The sequence below is a fragment of the Erwinia rhapontici genome (assembly GCF_012271765.1).
Taxonomy (GTDB): domain Bacteria; phylum Pseudomonadota; class Gammaproteobacteria; order Enterobacterales; family Enterobacteriaceae; genus Erwinia; species Erwinia rhapontici.
In genome coordinates this window covers 682,099-702,903 of the sequence record NZ_VRKO01000016.1, presented here as the reverse complement: position 1 = coordinate 702,903, position 20,805 = coordinate 682,099, and the positions used below count along the sequence as shown (strand labels likewise).

General features: G+C 53.3%; 19 protein-coding genes. 7 read left to right on the top strand and 12 right to left on the bottom strand.

Going from position 1 to position 20,805, the window contains the following annotated elements:
- Window position 1 precedes the first annotated feature (1 nt).
- Both osmW and osmV read left to right on the top strand, forming a co-directional pair.
- Complete coding sequence (gene osmW / locus FVB43_RS20245) at window positions 2-649, top strand: osmoprotectant ABC transporter permease OsmW (protein ID WP_159337188.1); 648 nt, start codon at window positions 2-4, stop codon at window positions 647-649.
- Window positions 649-1,788, top strand: coding sequence for an osmoprotectant ABC transporter ATP-binding protein OsmV (gene osmV, locus FVB43_RS20240; protein WP_133845136.1), 1,140 nt, complete (start codon window positions 649-651; stop codon window positions 1,786-1,788). Before osmW ends, osmV begins: the two co-directional genes overlap by 1 nt.
- A gap of 41 nt (window positions 1,789-1,829) precedes the next feature.
- Here osmV and FVB43_RS20235 read toward each other — a convergent pair whose 3' ends face one another.
- From FVB43_RS20235 to FVB43_RS20210, 6 genes are all read right to left on the bottom strand, one after another.
- Complete coding sequence (locus FVB43_RS20235; protein ID WP_167864622.1) at window positions 1,830-2,654, bottom strand: arylamine N-acetyltransferase family protein; 825 nt, start codon at window positions 2,652-2,654, stop codon at window positions 1,830-1,832.
- 3 nt (window positions 2,655-2,657) lie between these two features.
- Window positions 2,658-3,923 carry an MFS transporter gene (locus FVB43_RS20230; protein WP_167864621.1) on the bottom strand — a complete coding sequence of 422 codons (1,266 nt, stop codon included), beginning with the start codon at window positions 3,921-3,923 and terminating at the stop codon, window positions 2,658-2,660.
- A 7-nt stretch (window positions 3,924-3,930) separates the two neighbouring features.
- Window positions 3,931-4,287 (bottom strand): hypothetical protein, encoded by a 357-nt coding sequence (locus FVB43_RS20225; protein ID WP_166653744.1) that lies wholly within the window; start codon window positions 4,285-4,287, stop codon window positions 3,931-3,933.
- A 392-nt stretch (window positions 4,288-4,679) separates the two neighbouring features.
- Window positions 4,680-5,345, bottom strand: coding sequence for a dethiobiotin synthase (gene bioD, locus FVB43_RS20220; protein ID WP_133845142.1), 666 nt, complete (start codon window positions 5,343-5,345; stop codon window positions 4,680-4,682).
- A 122-nt stretch (window positions 5,346-5,467) separates the two neighbouring features.
- Window positions 5,468-6,685 (bottom strand): sugar metabolism global transcriptional regulator Mlc, encoded by a 1,218-nt coding sequence (gene mlc, locus FVB43_RS20215; RefSeq protein WP_133845144.1) that lies wholly within the window; start codon window positions 6,683-6,685, stop codon window positions 5,468-5,470.
- Between the two features lie 180 nt (window positions 6,686-6,865).
- Window positions 6,866-7,753: a LysR family transcriptional regulator gene (locus FVB43_RS20210; RefSeq protein WP_167864620.1), complete on the bottom strand. Its 888-nt coding sequence runs from the start codon at window positions 7,751-7,753 to the stop codon at window positions 6,866-6,868.
- Window positions 7,754-7,915: 162 nt separating this feature from the next.
- Here FVB43_RS20210 and FVB43_RS20205 point away from each other — a divergent pair, with 162 nt between their 5' ends.
- Window positions 7,916-9,124, top strand: coding sequence for an MFS transporter (locus FVB43_RS20205; protein WP_227536377.1), 1,209 nt, complete (start codon window positions 7,916-7,918; stop codon window positions 9,122-9,124).
- Window positions 9,125-9,305: 181 nt separating this feature from the next.
- Window positions 9,306-10,241 carry a DNA replication terminus site-binding protein gene (gene tus, locus FVB43_RS20200; protein WP_159337191.1) on the top strand — a complete coding sequence of 312 codons (936 nt, stop codon included), beginning with the start codon at window positions 9,306-9,308 and terminating at the stop codon, window positions 10,239-10,241.
- 37 nt (window positions 10,242-10,278) lie between these two features.
- Here the strand turns inward: tus and fumC are convergent, their stop codons facing one another.
- A complete protein-coding gene (gene fumC / locus FVB43_RS20195) occupies window positions 10,279-11,676 on the bottom strand; it encodes a class II fumarate hydratase (protein ID WP_159337192.1) in 1,398 nt (465 codons plus the stop codon).
- Window positions 11,677-11,875: 199 nt separating this feature from the next.
- Between fumC and manA the strand changes: the two genes are divergently transcribed.
- Window positions 11,876-13,060 (top strand): mannose-6-phosphate isomerase, encoded by a 1,185-nt coding sequence (gene manA / locus FVB43_RS20190; RefSeq protein ID WP_159337302.1) that lies wholly within the window; start codon window positions 11,876-11,878, stop codon window positions 13,058-13,060.
- 137 nt (window positions 13,061-13,197) lie between these two features.
- Window positions 13,198-14,700, top strand: a complete 1,503-nt coding sequence (locus tag FVB43_RS20185) for a YdgA family protein (protein ID WP_133845152.1) — start codon at window positions 13,198-13,200, stop codon at window positions 14,698-14,700.
- Between the two features lie 130 nt (window positions 14,701-14,830).
- Here the strand turns inward: FVB43_RS20185 and FVB43_RS20180 are convergent, their stop codons facing one another.
- The 3 genes from FVB43_RS20180 to FVB43_RS20170 form a co-directional block, all read right to left on the bottom strand.
- Entirely contained in the window at window positions 14,831-15,238 is a 408-nt protein-coding gene (locus FVB43_RS20180; protein ID WP_133845154.1) for a hypothetical protein, read from the bottom strand.
- Window positions 15,229-15,840, bottom strand: coding sequence for a peptidoglycan recognition protein family protein (locus FVB43_RS20175; RefSeq protein WP_167864619.1), 612 nt, complete (start codon window positions 15,838-15,840; stop codon window positions 15,229-15,231). The genes FVB43_RS20180 and FVB43_RS20175 overlap by 10 nt, the downstream gene beginning before the upstream one ends.
- Before the next feature lie 365 nt (window positions 15,841-16,205).
- Entirely contained in the window at window positions 16,206-17,546 is a 1,341-nt protein-coding gene (locus FVB43_RS20170) for a hypothetical protein (protein WP_167864618.1), read from the bottom strand.
- Window positions 17,547-17,718: 172 nt separating this feature from the next.
- Between FVB43_RS20170 and add the strand changes: the two genes are divergently transcribed.
- Window positions 17,719-18,717 (top strand): adenosine deaminase, encoded by a 999-nt coding sequence (add, locus tag FVB43_RS20165; RefSeq protein WP_167864617.1) that lies wholly within the window; start codon window positions 17,719-17,721, stop codon window positions 18,715-18,717.
- 52 nt (window positions 18,718-18,769) lie between these two features.
- On the opposite strand, the gene FVB43_RS20160 is transcribed toward add, so the two are convergent.
- Window positions 18,770-19,810 (bottom strand): oxidoreductase, encoded by a 1,041-nt coding sequence (locus FVB43_RS20160; protein WP_167864616.1) that lies wholly within the window; start codon window positions 19,808-19,810, stop codon window positions 18,770-18,772.
- Between the two features lie 72 nt (window positions 19,811-19,882).
- The gene (gene araC, locus FVB43_RS20155) at window positions 19,883-20,803 is read right to left on the bottom strand and encodes an arabinose operon transcriptional regulator AraC (RefSeq protein WP_133845164.1); all 921 of its coding nucleotides are present in this window, start codon (window positions 20,801-20,803) and stop codon (window positions 19,883-19,885) included.
- Window positions 20,804-20,805 lie beyond the last annotated feature (2 nt).

The following is a 20,805-nucleotide window of genomic DNA, read 5'->3' as shown; positions in this document are numbered from 1 at the left end:
GGTGGAAACGATTCATTACATCATGGACAACAGCGGTTACCTGGCGAGCCTCACCTTCCAGCATCTGTGGCTGGTGGCGCTGGCTGTGGGTTTCGCTATCGTAATTGGCGTCCCCGTCGGTATTCTGATTGTGCGTTTTAAGTGGCTGGCCACCCCGGTACTCGGTCTGGCCACCATTGTACTGACCATTCCCTCTATCGCCCTGTTTGGTCTGATGATCCCACTGTTTTCGCTGATCGGTCAGGGTATTGGTGTGCTGCCCGCCGTCACGGCAGTGTTTCTCTACTCCCTGCTGCCGATTGTGCGCAACACCCACACTGCGCTGGAGAATCTGCCCGGCGGGCTGCGCGAGGCGGGACGAGGTATTGGCATGACCTTCTGGCAACGTCTGCGCTGGGTAGAAATTCCGATGGCGTTACCGGTGATTTTTGGCGGTATTCGTACCGCCGTTGTGATGAATGTTGGCGTGATGGCTATCGCGGCCGTGATTGGTGCTGGCGGTCTGGGCCTGCTGCTGCTGGATGGTATTAGCGGAAGTGACGTCCGCATGCTGGTCGCTGGCGCACTGATGATTTGTTTACTGGCCGTCGTTCTTGACTGGCTGCTGCACCGTTTGCAGGTCGCACTGACACCTAAGGGGATCCGATAATGATAAAACTGGAAAATCTCACCAAAACCTTCAAACAGAAAAATGGCTCCAGCGTGAATGCGGTGGACAATGTCAGCCTGAACGTCCCGGAGGGTGAAATGTGCGTGCTGCTCGGCCCTTCCGGCTGCGGCAAAACCACCACGCTGAAAATGATTAACCGTTTGATCCCTGCCAGCAGCGGTAAGATCCTGATCAACGGAGAAGACACCAGCGGGCTGGATACCGTGACGTTACGCCGTAATATTGGCTATGTCATTCAGCAGATTGGTCTGTTCCCGAATATGACCATTGAAGAGAATATTACCGTGGTGCCGCGGATGTTGGGCTGGGACAAGCAGCGTTGTAAAGAACGCGCCAGCGATTTGATGAGCATGATGGCGCTGGATGCGAAGAAATTCCTGCATCGTTATCCGCGTGAGATGTCCGGCGGACAGCAGCAGCGTATTGGCGTTATCCGTGCGCTGGCGGCGGATCCTCCGGTGCTGCTGATGGATGAACCCTTCGGTGCGGTCGACCCGATCAACCGTGAAGTGATTCAGAATGAGTTTCTGGATATGCAGCGTCAGTTGAAAAAAACCGTGATGCTGGTCAGTCATGATATTGATGAGGCGCTGAAGCTGGGTGACCGTATTGCCGTGTTTGGCCAGGGTAAAATCGTGCAGTGTGCCAGCCCGGACGAGCTGCTGGCGAAACCCGCCAATGAGTTTGTCGGCTCCTTTGTCGGCCAGGACCGCACGTTAAAACGTCTGCTTCTGGTGCAGGCCGGTGATGTGACCGACCAGCAACCGACCCTCACCGTGCGTAAATCCACGCCGCTGTCTGATGCATTCGGCATCATGGATGATAACGATCTGCGCTCGATTACCGTGGTGGACGAGGACGGTAAACCACTGGGCTTTGTGAAGCGCCGTGAGGCGCGTGGTGCCAGCGGTCAGTGTGCTGACCTGTTGCACCACTTTACGGTGACGGGACGGGCTGAAGAGAACCTGCGCGTGGTGCTGTCGAAACTGTACGAACACAATATGGTATGGATGCCGATTGTCGATGAAGAGGGTCGTTACAGCGGGGAGATTTCGCAGGATTATATTGCAGATTACCTCAGTTCAGGGCGTACGCGGCGGGTACTGAACCCGGCTTAACGAACAGAGAAAATGGGGGGTAAACGGTCCCCCCATTATACTCAATGTGTTTCGACAAGATTATCCGGGAGCATGACGGCGATCTCTTCAGCAATGCCAAATTGTTCTATCAGCAGCTTACGCTGTTCTTCATTTGAAAGCGTCATTTTGGTTTCAGTGCCGGTGGCATTTCTGACCACCTGTTCACCCTTCACAATGCCAATAATCGCCTCAGGCTCGGCGAGACGGATCAGCAGTGCGCCATCAAAGCGGCTGTTGTGCCTGCTCATCTCATGACGGCGCGGATACTCACTGGTCGGGGCATTTCGCTCAAGGAGGCGACAATCCAGTCGGGGGCGTCCCAACGGTTTCCAGTTGACGCACCAGTAACCGTCACTGCGATGCACCTGCGTCCCCCACAATGGATCGGTTGAGTACCACTCTCTGAGAGGAAGTGGCTCACCATGCAGCATGGTGGCATCGACAATAAAGCTGCCCTGTTCCAGGTTAATCAGCAAGGTACCGTGACCCGGAGAACCCGCAAGTGATGTCCGTTGAGAGAGCATGGTAGACAGGCCCACGGAGACCGGAAATTCAAGAAAACGCAGCAATGCATAAAGCGCACCATGCCCTGCCCAGCAGGTGCCGCCGGTACCTAATCTGAGCCAGTGATCAAAAAAATCCGTTGCCGTTGCGCCAGGCAAATGGCGACGCTGTTCACTGCAGGCGTCGATGCGCTTGCGGATATTGTCAAAAGGCACTTTCCTGCACCACGCCTGATAAAGGGCAGCCAGTCCTGCTTCTGTCACCGCAGGAAAATAGCTGAAGGCGAGTTTTTCCAACACCTGTTCCGCCAGTGCCGGTGATATCGTCATCTGTTCAGACACGTTTTATCTCTTATCGGTTAAATCGGAGGCCAGATTATGACCCGTATTTTCGTCCGTGGTTTTACGCGCAGCCCATACATATAATGCCGTGCAGATCATCAGGCACCCGGCAATCAGAAAAGCACTGCGGATAGTCAGAAGCCCGGAAACTTTTCCCCAGGTCAGGCTGCCCAGCGTCAGCGCACCGTAAAAGCACATGCTGTACACCGACAACGCCCTCGCCCGGACGGATACGCCAAAGACAGACTGCGCCGCTGAGTTAAGCGTCGAGACAATCGCCGCCCATGAAAAACCTCCCACTACCGCCACTGGCACCAGCGCAACCATCGGTAAAGTAGCGGAAAACACCAGCAGAGAAATACCGTAAATCAGAGCAGCCCCTCCCAGAAGCTGGTGTCGCTCAAACACGCTTCTTAGCGTGGGCAATGCAAACGCTGAAATCACTGCACCGCAGCCGAATCCGCTCATCAATAGTCCCAGCGCGTGGCTGTCTTCGTTTAATGCCAGACTGACATAGGCAGGTAACAAAGCCTGAAACGTTGAAACAGAAAAAAACACGATGACCGTCGTAAACAAAATACTGCGAAAATGTTGATTACCGGCACTCACCTTCATGCCTTCGGCCAGCAGGGCGCTATAGCTCTGTCGCTTTTGCGACACGGCCTGGTGGTCTCTTCGCTGCATCCAGATATAAATCATCACCAGAGATGCCAGACAAAGTGCATGAGTGAAATAGAGGATGGAAGGTCCCGCCAGCAGGAAAAGCAGAGAGCCCAGAGAAGGACCAATAACGGAGGCGAGGTTATAGCTCAATCCGTTCAGGGTTGCTGCAGCCTCTATTTCATCCGGCTCAACCATTGATGACATTGACGCTTGCCAGCCAGAGGCTTTCAAGGCGGTCCCCGTTGCCGTCAGAAAGGTGAACAGGAAAATGACGCTGATCTCCGGAGTGGCAAAAACAGATATCCCTCCCAGTACCGCTGCCGACAGGAACATCATGCTATTCACACCACCAAGATAGCGGTAGGTTGCATATCTGTCCGCCAGCACTCCCCCCATCACGGAAAAGAGAAAAACCGGAATTTGAGTCAGTGTCTGCGCCAGCGCCGCGACGGAAGGGTCCCGGGTTTGCGAGGCGACCAGCCAACCCGTGGCAAAAATCTGCATCCAGCTACCGATATTCGCCATAAAGTTCGCCACACACAGATGGCGAAAAGTCCGGTGTCGGAAAGGACGGAAAAGTGGCACTTTTTCCTTTCTTAAGGTCACGTCGCTTTTATGCATAGTCAACGGCTTTAAATTCCCGAGTGAGGTATTCAAACGTACGCTTTGCCTCATCGACGTTATTACAGGTGACAAAAAATCGCGCCGCATAATCAATATTCGTGGTGGTATCGCTGACCTCCTGCCCCGCCGTGACCTGCCAGTCAATGTCAATCTCAGCCTCTGTTTCAGGGGTGTTCAGGGCATTGATGCTACCGGAAATTTTCGGGTAGACGACAAAGAAGGAGGGGCGTGACCGGTGCTGACTGTGCGGTAATGCAATATCGGAAGCAGGCATACCACACTGGATCAGCAACTCCAAGTCATACATATTGACGCCTTCCCAGCGTTGATAAGCCGGTACCGTCATCAGTCCTGGTGAACGTGCCGCGACTTCGAGGAAAACTAACGTCACCAGCAGAATAATATAGTAACAATACTTATCATTAGCGTTGATTGGAGCAAAGAAATATCAGTTATCCTTCACAATTTAATAACAAAATCGTGACATTAATCACATTTATTTAACTAAATTTACAAAAAAAATGATTTGTTTATAAATTTGTCATTCAGACGCATTTGACACTGAAGCCTGAAGGACAGAAAGGGAGGATAAAACAAGAGGGGAATGAGCATCCAGGGGGCATTTACGTCGCATACTCAGGCTATATGTTTGCAGTATTACACCATGCCTGAGCTTATCCGACCGTCCGAAAAACGGCCGAATAAGCAGCGACTTTGGCCAGTACAAGGAGGTGATTGTTACAAATTCAGCGCAGTCAAATCCAAATAATGCGCCAGATCGCGACTCTCCGCTCGTGGTAGATACGGTAGTTCGCCCAGCAGCGGTGCCGGGATTTTATCGCGCAGCACATCAATGATTTCCGCGTAATGTGCCAGCCCCGGATTGATGCGGTTCGCTACCCAGCCCAACAGCGGCAATCCATCGTTGATCACCGCCTGCGCGGTTAGCAAAGCGTGGCTGATGCAACCCAGTTTGATGCCTACCACCAGTACGACCGGAAGCTGCTCCTGCACTGCCCAGTCAGACAACGGGCGCAGATCATTCATCAGGCTACGCCAGCCGCCCGTCCCTTCCACCACGATATAGTCCGCATGCTGATCCAACGCTTGCAGGCCGCTACTGAGCGCGGCATAGCTGATGGGCGTGCAACTGGTGCTGATCTCATCTTCCAGTAAGGTGACCGGGTTAATGGCATGGTAAGGCAACTGCACTGAGGAGGATGCCTGTAGAACCAGAGCATCTTTATTACGTGGCCCTTCTTCCGTTTGCTGGCTACTTTTCGCGACGGGTTTATATCCTACGGCCTGTTTACTGCCCGTTGCCAGCTTTTGTAATAACGCGCGCGACACCACGGTTTTACCGACTTCCGTATCTGTGCCGGTGACAAATAAACGTTTTAACATGGGATGACTCCGACAGGCACTGCCTGGCCTCATTGATAATTTTCGAACATGATGAATGAACGAAAATTGTAGGGTAGTGCCGGATGTCGGGGATTGCGTTAGCGCAATGTTTAGTGAATTTATCAGCCTTGTAGCAGTTTGATTAATAAGGATCCGTTGTAGAGCGCATCCTTCACCAGTGCGGCACCCGGCATGGTGCCAAGATTCACAAACTCAGTAGGTTCTACCTTAAGATCGGCACTGTAGCGCGGTAATGCCTGCTGGCGAATACAGTTAACGATGGCAGGGAAGAGAATCCGTTGCGCCTGATTAAGCGGGGAACCAATCAGGATTTTTTGTGGATGGAAAAGATTGACCATGATGGCGAGAATGCGCCCTACGCTGTTACCAACGCCGGTAATGACATCGCAGGCAATATGATCGCCCGCCAGCGCCGCCTCACACAGTGCATCAATGGTCAACGGCTGATTATGCAGGACCGAGCTCATCGACGCCTGCATGCGCTGCGCTGCCAGCTCAAGCATATTGTCGATGCTGGCCACGGTTTCCAGGCAGCCATTATTCCCGCAATAGCAGCGTTTTCCCCAGGGATCGACCTGGGTATGACCGATTTCAACCAGCGAACTGCTACCACCGTGCAGCAAGCGCCCACCGGTAATCACCCCGGCGCCCACATGGTGATCAATCACCACCTGAAGCACATCGCTGGCATCGCGTGAAGCACCAAACAGCGATTCTGCCATCGTCCAGGCGCAGATATCATGCTGAATATACACTGGCAATCCGGTGCGCTCGGCAAGAACCGGGCCCAGCGGCATATCATCAACCTCGTAAAACGGCATGCGGTGAACAATACCTGACTGGCTGTTCATGATGCCCGGCAGTGTGATGGCAATGGCCGTCAGACGCTCGAGTTTGTGCTGGTGGTGAATAAAGAACTGGTCGACTTGCTGGACGATACGCGTCAACAACGGCAAATCGGCCTCTGCGGGAAGGGGGAATTGCTCTTCAACGACCATTTTGCTGCTGAGATCGCGCAGCGCGAGGGTGATTTCGCCATTACCGATACGGGCAGACAGGAAGTGCCAGGCCTGGGTGTCCAGCACCAGTCCGACAGCCGGACGACCACGACTGCCTGGGTCCTGAAATTCCGTTTCCTGCACCAGATGCGCTTCCAACATTTCACGCACAATTTTCGTGATGCTGGCCGGGGCCAGTTGCGCTTTTTTGGACAGCTCTATACGCGAGATGGGACCAAACCGATCAATCAGTCGGTACACCGCTCCGGCATTAGTCTGTTTAATCTGGTCAATATGACCAGGCTGACTATCCGCAATCACACCCCACTCCCACTTATCACCTGTCTTAAAAGGCGCTGCTGTCTGTTATTTTCACGCTTCAAAATAAAGCATTTCGCTCATGGTGAAACACTTATCAGATGGCGTCAAATATTTGATTCGATATGTGATTTGCCGCACATAAACCGTTGCTGAACGCTCATGTTTTCCGCGATTGCCAGATCATTTCGGCAATAACAACGTCATCATCGCGGCAACCACGGCAGGAATCTCACGTTGCTTCGACCACACCAGCCACACTTCCGAACGCGCGTCCTGCTCCACCAGCGGGATCCACACCACATCGCTCAGGCTCACGCGTCGGAAAGATGCCGGAAGAATAGAGACGCCCAGTCCGGTAGACACCAGGCCGATAATCGTCATTGCTTCCCCCACTTCCTGAGCAATATTAGGTTGAATATCGTAACGGCCAAGTAACCCCAGAATTTCACCGTACAGCGCTGTTCCCACCTGCGGGTCAAAGAAGACAAAGGGCTCCTGCGCCAAATCGCTCAGTGCAATTTGCGGCCTGCCTGCCAGGCGATGGGCACGATGCACCAGCGCATACATGGGTTCACGAAGCAGCAGCTGATGATCGAGGGTTTCCGGCAGAAGGGTATTGCGCATCACGCCTAAATCAAGCCGCCCGTCACCCAGCGGCGCCAGTTGCTGGCGGGTATTGATCTCCTGCATCTGGATATGGACCGCCGGGAAGCGCTGACGAAAGGTGAACAATGCGTCTGATACGACGGTGATAAACGGGGCGGATGACGTAAAACCAATACGTATTTCGCCTTCGTCACCGCGATGCAGGCGCGCAGCTTTGTCGGCAGCCTGATCGACCTGTTGCAGTACCAGACGAGCATCCTGCAGGAACTGCTGCCCGGCCGCCGTCAGTTGGACGCTGCGGTTGGTACGGGCGAAAAGGCGTGCGCCTATTTCATGCTCGAGGATCTGAATTTGCTGGCTGAGCGGCGGCTGGGAAATATTCAGGCGCAGTGCCGCACGGCCAAAATGTAGCTCTTCTGCCACGGCGATAAAGTAACGCAGGTGACGCAACTCGATATTCATATGTTAAAAGTATCATTCGAGATTATTAATATATTAGACATCATAATCTGACTTTCTTACCCTTTACAACGTGAACTCCCTGAATATCTCTAAGGATCTGTTGTGAACCGCTCATCCCATGCCGTCAGACCGCCGTATTCTGCTGACCGTGCATCTCTTGCCATCACCGACTCACCTGCTGTCGATAAAAATCTCTATATCAAACGTGGTACTCCTCAATTTATGCGCGTCACGCTGGCGCTATTTTCAGCCGGGCTGGCGACGTTTGCCCTGCTCTATTGCGTACAGCCGATCCTTCCGGTTCTGTCGCAGGAGTTTGGCGTTTCCCCGGCGACCAGCAGTATTTCCCTGTCGATTTCCACCGGGATGCTGGCGCTTGGGCTGCTGGTAACCGGTCCGTTATCTGATGCCATCGGGCGTAAATCGGTGATGGTGACCGCGCTGATGCTGGCCGCAATTTGTACCCTGCTGTCCGCGACCATGACCAGCTGGCACGGGATTTTACTGATGCGTGCGCTGACCGGCCTGTCGCTGAGCGGTGTTGCGGCCGTGGGGATGACTTACCTGAGTGAAGAAATTCATCCCAGTATGGTGGCGTTTTCAATGGGGTTGTATATCAGCGGGAACTCGATTGGCGGTATGAGCGGCCGTTTACTCAGCGGGGTGATCACCGATTTCAGCAGCTGGCGCATTGCCGTGATGGCCATCGGCTGCTGTGCACTGGCCGCTGCGCTGATGTTCTGGAAAATTCTGCCTGCCTCGCGCCATTTCCGCCCTGCTTCGCTTAAACCGCGTAGTTTGATGATTAACTTCCGGCTGCACTGGCGCGATAACGGTTTGCCGCTGTTGTTTGCCGAAGGTTTTCTGTTGATGGGGGCCTTTGTCACCCTGTTTAACTACATCGGCTACCGTCTGCTTTCGCCGCCTTATTCAATGAATCAGGCGATTGTCGGCCTGCTGTCGGTGGTCTATCTCACGGGGTCATGGAGTTCGCCTAAAGCGGGTGCGATGACGGCAAAATATGGACGCGCACCGGTGCTGCTGTTCTCCACCGCACTGATGCTGAGCGGTCTTCTGATCACTCTCGCCAGCAATATCTGGTTTATTCTGCCAGGTATGATGTTGTTTACAGCCGGATTTTTTGCTGCACATGCCGTTGCCAGCGGCTGGATTGGCCATCGTGCGCGCCGCGCTAAAGGCCAGGCATCATCGCTATACCTGTTCAGTTATTATCTGGGGTCAAGCGTTGCCGGTACGCTCGGCGGTGTGTTCTGGCATCATTTTGGCTGGTACGGAATTACAGCGTTTATTGCTGCCATGCTGGTGCTGGCGTTACTGGTAGGAAGCCGTCTACACGGACGAAAACTCTAACTTCCGGGCACAATGTGTTGTCACAGGCGGACCGAAAAAGAAGGTCCGCCCCTACAAAAAATGAATCCCTCTGATCAATGGCACCATTTTCCCCTGCCCGACGCAAAAAACACCGTTGTTGATGTTCATCTCTGTTTTCCACTGCTATAGTCATTAGTATGTTGTAACTAATGGAGGTGTCATGCGTCATTACGATACTGTTGAGCAGCTTCACCGCTGTGTGGCCGATCTCGAGCAGGAACTGGAGGTATTACAGCAGCAGATCCTGAGTATGCGTCTGCTGACCGCCAGGGTGTTTGAACTGCCTGAGGTGGAAAAAGGTAAGGAACACGATCCGCTGACGCAGGTTAAGGTCGAGCAGCTAACCGGCCAGGCAGCCCTGCAGCGCTCCCTGACGCATTTTGCGCGTCTGTTTATGCAGCACCAGTCAGAAAAACTGAGCACTAAGGCGGCAGTACGTCTTCCTGGTGCGGTGTGCTTAGAAGCCGATAATACGCAGTCTGCCCTGCTCCACCAGCAGGTCGCCTCAATCAATCAACTGAAACAACGGCTGGAGCAGATTATTACCGTGGAATCGGGCCTGCCGAGCGAGGAGCGGTTCGAGTTTGTCCACCGCCATCTGCGCGGGTTGATTACCCTGAACGCTTACCGTTCGCTGACGTTGCTTGAAGCGCCCGATTCCGTGCGCTTTGGCTGGGCGAATAAGCATATTATTAAAAATATCAGTCGCGATGAGATGCTGGCAACGCTGGAAAAAAGCCTGAAGGCCGGGCGTGCCGTAGCCCCCTGGACACGTGAGCAATGGGCCGAACGCGTCCAGAGCGAAATTGAAGCGGTAAAATCACTGCCTGCAGGCGCGGCATTGAAAATTAAACGCCCGGTGAAAGTACAACCGATTGCCCGCGTCTGGAGCAGCAGCGATCGGAAACAAACCCAGCTGGCCTGCCCTTCTCCGTTGCTGGTACTGTGCCAGGACGCCAATAGCGTGCCAAAACTGGGAGAGCTGCTGAATTATGATGCCGCTAACGTGACCCATCGTTACAAACCTGATGCTCAGCCGCTCTATTTACTGATCCCGCGCTTACATCTTTATACCGATCGTCTGGTGCAGGCATAAAAAAAGCCAGGTCTTAGACCTGGCTTTTGGCAGCAGCTTATACCTTCATACTGCCGACCATCTCTTCCGGACGCACCCAGGCATCAAACTCTTCTTCCGTCAGATAACCCAGCTTTAGCGCAGACCCTTTCAAGGTCAGCCCTTCTTTATGCGCTTTCTTGGCAATTTCAGCCGCTTTATCGTAGCCAATATGCGTATTCAGCGCGGTCACCAGCATCAGAGATTCATTCAGCAATTGAGTAATACGATCGCGGTTTGGCTCAATACCGATAGCGCAGTGGTGATTAAAGCTGTCCATTCCATCCGCCAGCAAACGAACAGATTGCAGGAAGTTATGGATCACCATCGGACGGTAAACGTTCAGCTCGAAGTTACCGGATGCGCCACCGATATTTACTGCCACATCATTGCCCATCACCTGACAACACAGCATGGTCATGGCTTCGCACTGCGTCGGGTTCACTTTACCCGGCATGATGGAGCTACCCGGCTCGTTTTCCGGGATAGCGATTTCACCGATGCCACAGCGCGGGCCGGATGATAACCAGCGCACGTCGTTGGCGATTTTCATCAGTGATGCCGCCAGGCCTTTTAGCGCACCATGGGCATGAACCAGCGAATCACAGGTGGCTAAGGCTTCGAACTTGTTCGGCGCGGTGACAAAAGGCTGTTTAGTCAGCTCAGCAAGCTCCTGGGCAACGCGCACGGCATATTCAGGGTGAGTATTCAGCCCGGTACCGACCGCTGTACCACCCAGTGCCAGCTCGGCAACATGTGGAATGCTCTGTTCAATATGCTTCAGGCTGTGGCTTAACATCGCCACCCACCCGGAGATCTCCTGGCCCAGCGTCAGCGGTGTGGCATCCTGCAAGTGAGTACGACCAATTTTGACAATGTCTTTATAAGCTTCAGCTTTTTCATGCAGCGTCTGTTGCAGCACTTTCAGCTCAGGGATCAGGTGTTCCTGCACGGCCACCACCGCCGCCACATGCATCGCGGTTGGGAAGACATCGTTGGAACTCTGGCTCTTGTTCACATCATCATTGGGATGCACAAGGCGTGACATGCCGCGTTCGCCACCGAGGATCTCGCTGGCGCGGTTCGCCAGCACCTCGTTCATATTCATATTGGTCTGTGTACCCGAACCGGTCTGCCAGATAGCCAGCGGGAACTCACCCTGATGCTTGTCGGCCAGCACTTCATCAGCCGCCTTGATGATCGCGCCCGCGCGGTCATCCGGTAACAGACCAAGGTCATTGTTCACTTTTGCCGCCGCACGCTTAGTCAGCGCCAGCGCATACACCAGTTCAGCAGGCATTTTCTCCGTGGAGATACGGAAATGTTCCAGAGAACGCTGCGTTTGCGCCCCCCAGAGTTTGTCGGCAGGTACATCAATCGGTCCCATTGAGTCTTTTTCAACGCGGTTCGCAGCCATTTCTGTCTCCTTGAGCACAAACATATGAATATTATTGACGCTGATTAGCCGTTTTGCGGTTAAAAAGCGCGGCGGTAGTCTGACATACACCAGGTTACGATTATGCGACTCATTCGCGTTTATTGCATCCCGATTGTCTTTCAGCGGTGCTTTTCTGCTTTAATACATCCAGTAACCAGTGAATGACCAGGGAGATATGATGCAAAAATTAATCAATTCGCTGCAAAATTATGCATGGGGCAGTAAAACCGCGCTCACTGAACTGTATGGGATCGCTAATCCGTCGCAGCAGCCGATGGCCGAATTATGGATGGGAGCCCATCCGAAAAGCCCATCGCACATCGTCGTCGATGGCAAATCTCGCTCGCTACGCGATGTGATCGATGCTGACCCGCCTGCGCAGTTAGGTGCCGGTGTGGCGCAGCGTTTTGGCGAGTTGCCGTTTTTATTTAAAGTGCTGTGCGCTGCACAGCCGCTGTCGATTCAGGTGCATCCGAGTAAAGCGGCGGCCGAAGTTGGCTATGCACGCGAAAACGCCAGCGGCGTTCCGCTGGATGCGGCCACGCGAAACTATAAAGATGCCAATCATAAACCGGAGCTGGTGTACGCGCTGACGCCGTTTAAAGCAATTAACGGCTTCCGTCCGCTGTCTGAAATCGTCTCGCTGCTACAGCCGGTCGCAGGCGCTCATCCGGCCATTGCCCATTTTCTAAATACGCCAGATACCACGTCTCTCGCTTCGCTGTTTGCCAGCCTGCTCTCTATGCAGGATGAAGAGAAATCCCTCGCGCTGGATATCCTGCGCACCACCGTTGCCAGTCAGTCTGTTGAACCCTGGCAGACCATCGCTGAGATCGCTGACGTTTATCCTGATGACAGCGGCCTGTTTGCCCCGCTATTGCTGAACGTCATCACCTTACAGCCGTCTGATGCGATGTTTCTGTTCGCCGAAACACCGCATGCCTACCTGCACGGTGTGGCGCTGGAGGTGATGGCAAATTCAGATAATGTGCTGCGTGCCGGGTTGACGCCGAAATACATCGATGTCCCGGAGTTGCTGGCCAATCTGCGCTTTGATTCCCGTCCAGCAGAGAGTCTGCTGACCACACCCGTGCAGCAGGGAACGACGCTTAACTTCCCGATTCCGGTGGATGATTTCGCCTTTGCCATCCACACGCTGACCGACGATCCGTTAACCGTTAGCCAGCAAAGCGCTGCGATCCTTTTTTGTATTGACGGTGAAGCGCTATTGAACTGTGGTGAACAGATGTTGTCGTTAACAGCAGGCGAATCGGCATGGATTACCGCCAGCGAGTCTCCCCTTACGCTAAGGGGTAGCGGTCGCGTGGCGCGAGTCTATAACGATCTGCCGAATTGCGGCTGACGTCAGCGACCATAATTGCTAAGATTATCCAGGAATTATCAAAAACGCCGTTATGGCGTTTTTTATCGCCAAAGGGTTACCTGCAGGACCTGAACGGGTACGCCCGTCTTCGTGAACAGAAAAGGACGATATTACAGATGAAAAAAACAAAGATTGCCGTGGGTGTAGTGATTGCTCTTGGCGTGGCCTGGACTGCGGGAGCCTGGTTTACTGGCAAGCAGTTGGAAAAAAACATGGACCAGATGGTTCAGCAGGCTAACGCGCAAATCCAGAACACGGCACCGGAAAGCCGGCTGAAGTTGAGCTACCAGGATTTCCAGCGTGGCGTATTCAGCAGCCATGCGCGCTTTGTCTTACAGTCGAGTTCACAAACCGAAGATAACTCTATTCTGAAGCCAGGCCAGAGCATCATTTTCAGTGAAAATATCGATCATGGCCCTTTCCCGCTGGCCCAGCTGAAAAAATTCAACCTGATGCCGAGCATGGCCTCCGTTCATAGTGAACTGGAGAATACCGATGTGGTGAAAAAGCTGTTTGAAATCACCAAAGGTCAGTCCATCGTGCAGGCAGAAACCCGTATCGGCTACGGCGGCAGCACCGATTCAGACATTCGCCTGTTGCCGGCCGATTACAGCAATGCGCAAACCGGTGAGCGCTTTGCCTTCAATGGCGGCACCCTGAAGGTGAGCGCCGATGACAAAGGCGATAAGGTCGACTTTAGCGGTGATATCGACAGCCTGGTGATGACCACCAAAAATGAGCTGGATATGCCGGTGCTGTTTACCGTCAACGGCCTGAAAATTGATGCCAATACCCATCTCAGCCCAGAAGGACTGCGCATTGGCGATCAGACCATCAATCTGAAAAAACTGAGCGCGGCGGTGGAAGGTAAAGAAGCGATGGTGGCTGAAGGACTGAACGGTAAGTCCAGTTTTGACTCCACCAACAACCGCGTTTCCGGTCTGATTGACTACAGTTTAGACAGCCTGAAATTGCAGGGTCAGCCTTTTGGCCAGGGCAAGCTGACGATTAAACTGGATGGCTTCGATGGCAAAGCCGTCAAGACCTTCTCTGAAAACTATAATCGCCAGGTGCAGGCACTGACCAACGATCCAGCGATGCAGGAAAACCCTGAGCTTTATCAGCAGCGCGCCAGTGAACTGCTGACGGCTAACCTGTCGTTGCTGTTGAAGGGCGATCCGTCCATCAGCATTGCGCCATTTAGCTGGAAAAATGACAAAGGGGAAAGCACCTATACCCTGAATGCACAGTTCAAAGATCCGTCTACTGCCACTGCCCCTGTGCAGAATCTGGGTCAGCAAGTGGACAGTGTGTTGAAAACGCTGGATACCAAACTGGCTGTTTCGATGCCAATGGCGACCGAAATGATGACTCACGTCGCCATGGGTGAAGGCTACAAGCAGGAAGATGCGGTGAAACTGGCTGACCAGCAGGTGAAAGGCCTGGCGGCGATGGGCCAGATGTTCAAACTGACCACGCAGCAGGATAATAACATCACCATCAGCCTGCAATATGGCGCCGGTCAGATCACCATGAACGGTGAGAAGATGCCGCTGGAACAGTTCCTCTCCCGCTATATGCTGGGTGGCGGAGCGGTACCGGAAGGTATGCCGCAGTAAGATGTGTTAACCAACGGGCCGCAACAGCGGCCCGTTTAATTTATAGACTGTAAGGATCTGAATTTAACAGCACCTCTTCCCCGAAATCTGGCAGTGTATGCTGGCGCAGATAATCCAGTAAGACGTTTACTTATTCGCTATCCCATCCATTCTTTAAGTTAAGGAAATATTTTTGCTTTACGGTTTTATTCGCCTTGTCCTTAAAATCCACCACCCCATAACCGGTATCGTAAATCCCCCACTCCCCAAAGGATTCATCTTTAAAGGTTACTTTCCCAGTCGCAATGCAGGGAGAATAGTATTCGTGTAGCCAACCCTCGCTAGAATCCGCTTCTTTAGCATTGACAAAGTAGTCCATCAATTGTTCTTTGGTGGGATTCCAGCCTTTACATTCCGTAGTGTAGTTGTAGGGATCTTCCTTAGAAGCCCCCCCATAATGACCGCTTTGTAATATTTCGAGTTGCACTACTTCCCTACCGGCCTGTGCATACAAAGATAATAAGAACATAGCGCTTAGTAAGAGATTTTTTATTCCCATATCGCTGTGCTGGCCTCAGTTTCGTTTTTTCTACCTACATCAGGATGCCTGTAAATCTCAGTCATAGGGACATTGAATTTAGATGTAAGCTCGGCGATCAGCCATTTAAGAGACTCATTCTGTTTATCTGTAACGGTCTCATAGACTGCTTTATCTTTGGGACCAAGAGCTTTACCCACTATTTCAATGCCGATACTGTCAGTGTTGTTCGGAAAGCGATCGGGGAAACGTTTCTCCTTTTCTAAATCTGATATCTTTTTAGGTTTTGTAGAGTTCCAGTGGCCATTATGCAACGTTATTAATGTGGTTTCAGTAGGGTTACATGCTTTCTTTAAAATACATCGGGATTGCATCAATCCAACATGCCATGTCATTTTTAATAGAGAGGCTGTTTGATAGACCGTTCCATCTTTATCAATTAAAAAATGCGCCCCATTCGCGGACGTATTATTATAGCTATTAAATGTACTCTGAGCCGACGTACTGTTAGTTTGATGGACAATAATGCCATTGACGTTATCCAGGTTACCCCGTTCTATCCCTTTAAATATTTTCCTTTCAATTCGGACGTCAAAAATATAACCGTCTTCATCTACGTACATAGTGTATTCCTTTACATGATGTTAAATTGCAGCAGTCCTTTTCATATTATAAACCATCACTCTCCTATTTTATTACGTGTCCGATTAGGGTTCGGTAATAAAGGTTGATACTGTACCAGTCGTATGAGACTGCGTCAGTAGTGATTTTCCTGGAATACAATAAATCCGTCTTTACTGTCCGCTGGACGATCCACTTACGGACGGACTCAGCGTGAGTCCAGCGGGCACGGTATATCAGAAAGTCCGAAAACTGTTGCCCCGACTCGGCGTTTCGCAACAAAATATGCTGGGTAGTTATGCCATACCAGAAGGTATGCCGCAGTAAGATGTGTTAACCAACGGGCCGCAACAGCGGCCCGTTGGCTTTATAGACTGGAAGGATCTGAATTTAACAGCACCTCTTCCCCGAAATCTGGCAGTGTATGCTGGCGCAGATAATCCGCAAAGGATGCCCGTGGATTCTCCGCTTTCCAGGCTGACTGCAACTTTCCGAGCAGGTCGGTTGACGTTGATTTCTGCTCAGGGGTTGTCACATCAGACATCAGCTCCCCTTTCACATACTTTTGCACTCGCGTTGAGGTACTCGCCGACTGGTCAAGCGTCGCCGACACCAGCGCCCCTTTGCGATACTGCACTTCTGTGGTGCTTTCCGCCTTATCATCAATCTGCGTGTAGAAATAATTCTGCGCGTTTCTGTCCGCGGTCAGCGCGAGTTGCAGCCCGGAGGTCAGCGCTTTATGGTAGCTGGCGGTCAGATGCGACTGCTGCTTCTGGGTGATATGACGATTCTGGTCGCTGGTGCCGGAAAGCGTGCTGGTTTGCGATACCTGATACGAGAAGGTATCACCCTCACTTAGACGTATCGGATTTGGCGACTGCGGGGTTTGCGTGACAGAAGCCGTAAAATCGGCCAGTCCGGTCAGCATGTTTTTGTCCGTCCGCGTCAGGGAGAGATAAAGGGTTTGCGGACGACTTTGGGCGGGCGTACTGCTGTCGTAGTGACTGTTGAGCGCCGTAAAGGCATCCTTGAACATGGTCATCAGCGTACTGTTACCCTCACCCCGGCTTTGCGCCCGGTCGAACTGCTTCAGATACTGGCTCAGCGCCCGCTGCTGTTGACTCTCATTACCCAGGATCGCCCGCTTACTCATATCCACGCTGATATCTACGGTGCCGAGGGTGCCGGTGGATTTTACCGAACGCGTATTAGTGTCAGCATGAAAAGCCAGCGTCAGCTTATTTTCGCCTGTCACCTTCGCCTGCAGATCGACTGACGTCAGTACTGCACTGTTAAATTTGGTCAAGCCGCTCAGGTCAAGACGCGGTGGCTGACCTGTCAGTCCTTCCATCGCCTTCTTAAAACCGTCCGACAGCTTCTCAAGCGCGCTGCGTTCAGTTTCACTCAAGGTTCCCTTGTTCACTTTGATTTGAATACCCGACCCGTCACTGGCCTGGGTCAGTTCAACCTCTGCGCCGCTGGCGGTTTTTACGCTCAGAATCCCCTGATTGTCGGTTTGCGTCGTAGCCGTTGAAATACGTGGCAGAGAATAAACGGGGGGCGCGGCCGCAGACTGGCCGAGAGACACCGAGGTTGAGGAGAGGAGCGGCGTTTGTAACGTGTCTACCGCCGCAGCGGTAGTGGCCAGTTTCGTTGCGCCCGGCAACATGTTCACTGACAGGTTTCCAACAGAAGAAATAGCAGTCATTGCGTTCAGTCCCTTGGTCTTACGCCGTAGCGTCACAGTAAATGTGGTACTTCTGATGCTATTTTCGGCAAAAAAACTAAAACCTTTAACCTGATGCGCAATTAACTGGCGCTGTTGCGCAATAAGTTTTTATAATGCTCCGCACTTTATTAAAAAAACAGAGAGTGCCGATATGATCGATTCCCAGCTTCCCCTCACCGACATTCACCGCCACCTTGACGGCAATATTCGCGCACAAACCATCCTCGATTTAGGCCGTGAGTTTAATCTGACGCTGCCTGCCAGCACGCTGGAAACCCTGCGCCCGCATGTGCAGGTGATTGAAACCGAGCCTGACCTGGTGAGTTTCCTCAATAAGCTGGACTGGGGCGTAAAAGTGCTGGGCTCTCTGGATGCCTGCCGCCGTGTGGCGCTGGAAAACGTGCAGGATGCGGCACGTGCCGGGATTCATTATGCTGAACTGCGCTTCTCCCCGGGCTATATGGCGATGACCCACAACCTGCCGATTGCGGGTGTGGTTGAAGCCGTTATCGACGGGATTAAAGCGGGTTGCAGCGCAAACAATATTGATGTGCGTCTGATTGGCATTATGAGCCGTACCTTTGGTGAAGAAGCTTGTCTGGATGAGCTGAACGGCCTGCTGGCACACCGTGACAGCATTACCGCACTGGACCTTGCAGGAGATGAGCTTGGCTTCCCTGGCAGCCAGTTCCTCAGCCACTTTACGCGCGCCCGCGATGCCGGACTGCGCATTACCGTCCACGCAGGAGAAGCCGCAGGGCCGGAAAGCATCTGGCAGGCGATTCGTGAGTTGGGGGCAGAACGTATTGGTCACGGCGTGAAAGCGGTGGAAGACCCGGCGCTGATGGACTTTATGGTGAAACACAGCATTGGTGTGGAATCCTGCCTGACCTCCAATATTCAGACCAGCACCGTAGCTTCACTGGACCGTCATCCGCTGAAAGCGTTCCTGGAGCACGGCATCCTGGCCACGATCAACACGGATGACCCAGCAGTCCAGGGGATTGAGATTGGTCACGAGTACCATGTGGCAGCCCCGGCAGCCGGTTTAAGCCAGGCACAAATGCGGACGGCGCAGGAGAACGGATTGAAGATTGCGTTCCTCAGCGATGCTGAGAAAGCAGCGGTTCGCGCTCGCGTAGCGGCGTAACGCTAACAAGGGCGGGTCATGACCCGCCCCTACCGGGGCATCAGCCCGTCTGCTATTTCAGTGACATCGTCTGGCGTTTCTCAGCCGATTGCAGGCCAAGCTCGATCAGTTCCATCACCTGAATCGCCTCTTCCGCTTTCACCGGATTTTCGCCTGTACCGTTCACCGCATCACGGATCGCGGCATAGTACGCCGGATAGTTACCGGGAATGGTCAGCAGCGCTTTCTCTATCATCACATCCCCATCCGCCAGCGTCAGTACGCCGTCACGCATATCGTAGCCCCAGTCTTCCTGCGGCGGACGTGCACCGGACTTCAGGCTGTCTTCCTGCGGATCGAGGCCAAATTTGACATAGCTGCCTTTGGTGCCATGCACCAGATAACGCGCAGATTCGGCGGCCACCAGTAAACTGCCGTGCAGCACCACGCGGCGCTGTGGATAGATCAGCGTGGCGTGGAAATAGTCGGTCGTCACTGAACCCGCACGCAACTCGGCGGTATCAACATTAATCGCCACCGGAGAACCGAACAGCTGTAATGCCTGGTCGATAAGATGTGGACCCAAATCGTACCAGATGCCGCTGCCCGGCACCTGCTGCTCGCGCCAGCGCTGCTGCACCTGAGGGCGGAAACGGTCAAAGTGTGACTCGAAATAACGCACGTCCCCCAGCGTCCCTTCAGCCAGCAGCGCTTTAACCGTCAGGAAATCACTGTCCCAGCGGCGGTTATGGAACACCGACAGCAACAGGCCTTTGGCCTTCGCCAGCGCATCCAGCTCCCGCGCCTGTGACAACGTCACGGTAAACGGCTTATCCACCACCACATGCTTACCCGCGGTGAGCGCGGCTTTGGCTAACGGAAAGTGGGTTTCATTGGGGGTAGGAATAACGATCAGGTCCAGGGTGGGATCGTCAAACAGCGTCTGGGGATCGGACACAACCTGCACCGACGGCCAGTCAGTATGGACTTTGGTCGCATCGCTGCTGGAAATGGCGTCCAGTTCCATTTCTGATGTGCCGGCAATCAGCGGTGCATGGAAGGTTTTACTGGCAAAGCCGTAGCCGACCAGGCCAACTCGAATCTTGTCACTCATATTAATCCCTCTCGTGGTTACCCGTTGATTTAAGACGATCAACTCACTAACCACAAGAAGGATTTGGCTGAATTACGCCTCCTGGGCACGTCGGGGTAAATGCCAGGTTTCCTGAGCAACCAGCGCATCATGGGCATCCAGGCTGCGGCGACGGAAGTCGCTGGGGCTGACGCCCGCCCGCTTACGGAACACGCGCGAGAAATAGAGCTGGTCGTCATAGCCCACTTCACGGCCAATGCTGGCTATCGGCTCCTGAGTGGTCTGCAACAGCAGTTTGGCCCGGATCACCCGCTGGTCTTCACGCCAGCGCAGCAGATTCACGCCCATTTGCTCACGGAACAGATGCGCCAGCCGTGACGGTGACAGACAGACATGTTTGGCCACCTCTTCGATTTTCACCTCTGCGGCCAGGTTGTTGGTCACATACTGGCAGGCTTCTACCACACGTGCATCGCGCACCTGCTGCTGGCTGCGCGGATCTTCCTGTACCGCCCGCAACAGCAAACGCTCCAGCAGGTTCATTGCCAGCTCTTCGGCGAACGGACGCCCGGAATTATGGGTATGTTCGATATTGGCAAACAGACGGTCAAACTCACCGCGTAATGACTCCGGCAGCCGCAGTCGCCCCACGCCCTGCGCCTCATCCTGCCACTCCAGCCAGTCGCTCCAGTAGGCGCGCGGACGAAAATAAACCCAGCGGTGATACCAGCAATCGCTGTCCGGGAGGCGTCCGTAATAATGCGGCGTTTTAGGCTGAAACAGCAGCAGGTCACCGGGTTCACAATCGAATGCCGCTTCACCGTCAAACACCCGCCCGCGCCCTTTGATGGTCAGGTTGAGAATGTAGCCTTTCATGCCGTGGGGACGGTCGATAAAGAAATCGAGCGGCCCCATCGCATTAATGGGCGTCAGCCCCGCCACCAGCCAGGCGCTAAACGGATAGCCGGGCAGTAACGGGTTGGATTGCGCCACGGGCGCCAGACGATGATACATAA

Bases quoted from the DNA above. Each gene is read 5' to 3' on its own strand.
- add (WP_167864617.1), top strand. From the start codon at position 17,719: ATGATCGATTCCCAGCTTCCCCTCACCGACATTCACCGCCACCTTGAC.
- fumC (WP_159337192.1), bottom strand. From the start codon at position 11,676: ATGGCTGCGAACCGCGTTGAAAAAGACTCAATGGGACCGATTGATGTA.
- FVB43_RS20175 (WP_167864619.1), bottom strand. From the start codon at position 15,840: ATGTACGTAGATGAAGACGGTTATATTTTTGACGTCCGAATTGAAAGG.
- tus (WP_159337191.1), top strand. From the start codon at position 9,306: ATGCGTCATTACGATACTGTTGAGCAGCTTCACCGCTGTGTGGCCGAT.
- manA (WP_159337302.1), top strand. From the start codon at position 11,876: ATGCAAAAATTAATCAATTCGCTGCAAAATTATGCATGGGGCAGTAAA.
- FVB43_RS20180 (WP_133845154.1), bottom strand. From the start codon at position 15,238: ATGGGAATAAAAAATCTCTTACTAAGCGCTATGTTCTTATTATCTTTG.
- FVB43_RS20170 (WP_167864618.1), bottom strand. From the start codon at position 17,546: ATGACTGCTATTTCTTCTGTTGGAAACCTGTCAGTGAACATGTTGCCG.
- araC (WP_133845164.1), bottom strand. From the start codon at position 20,803: ATGTATCATCGTCTGGCGCCCGTGGCGCAATCCAACCCGTTACTGCCC.
- FVB43_RS20185 (WP_133845152.1), top strand. From the start codon at position 13,198: ATGAAAAAAACAAAGATTGCCGTGGGTGTAGTGATTGCTCTTGGCGTG.
- FVB43_RS20160 (WP_167864616.1), bottom strand. From the start codon at position 19,810: ATGAGTGACAAGATTCGAGTTGGCCTGGTCGGCTACGGCTTTGCCAGT.
- osmV (WP_133845136.1), top strand. From the start codon at position 649: ATGATAAAACTGGAAAATCTCACCAAAACCTTCAAACAGAAAAATGGC.
- bioD (WP_133845142.1), bottom strand. From the start codon at position 5,345: ATGTTAAAACGTTTATTTGTCACCGGCACAGATACGGAAGTCGGTAAA.
- FVB43_RS20210 (WP_167864620.1), bottom strand. From the start codon at position 7,753: ATGAATATCGAGTTGCGTCACCTGCGTTACTTTATCGCCGTGGCAGAA.
- FVB43_RS20225 (WP_166653744.1), bottom strand. From the start codon at position 4,287: ATGACGGTACCGGCTTATCAACGCTGGGAAGGCGTCAATATGTATGAC.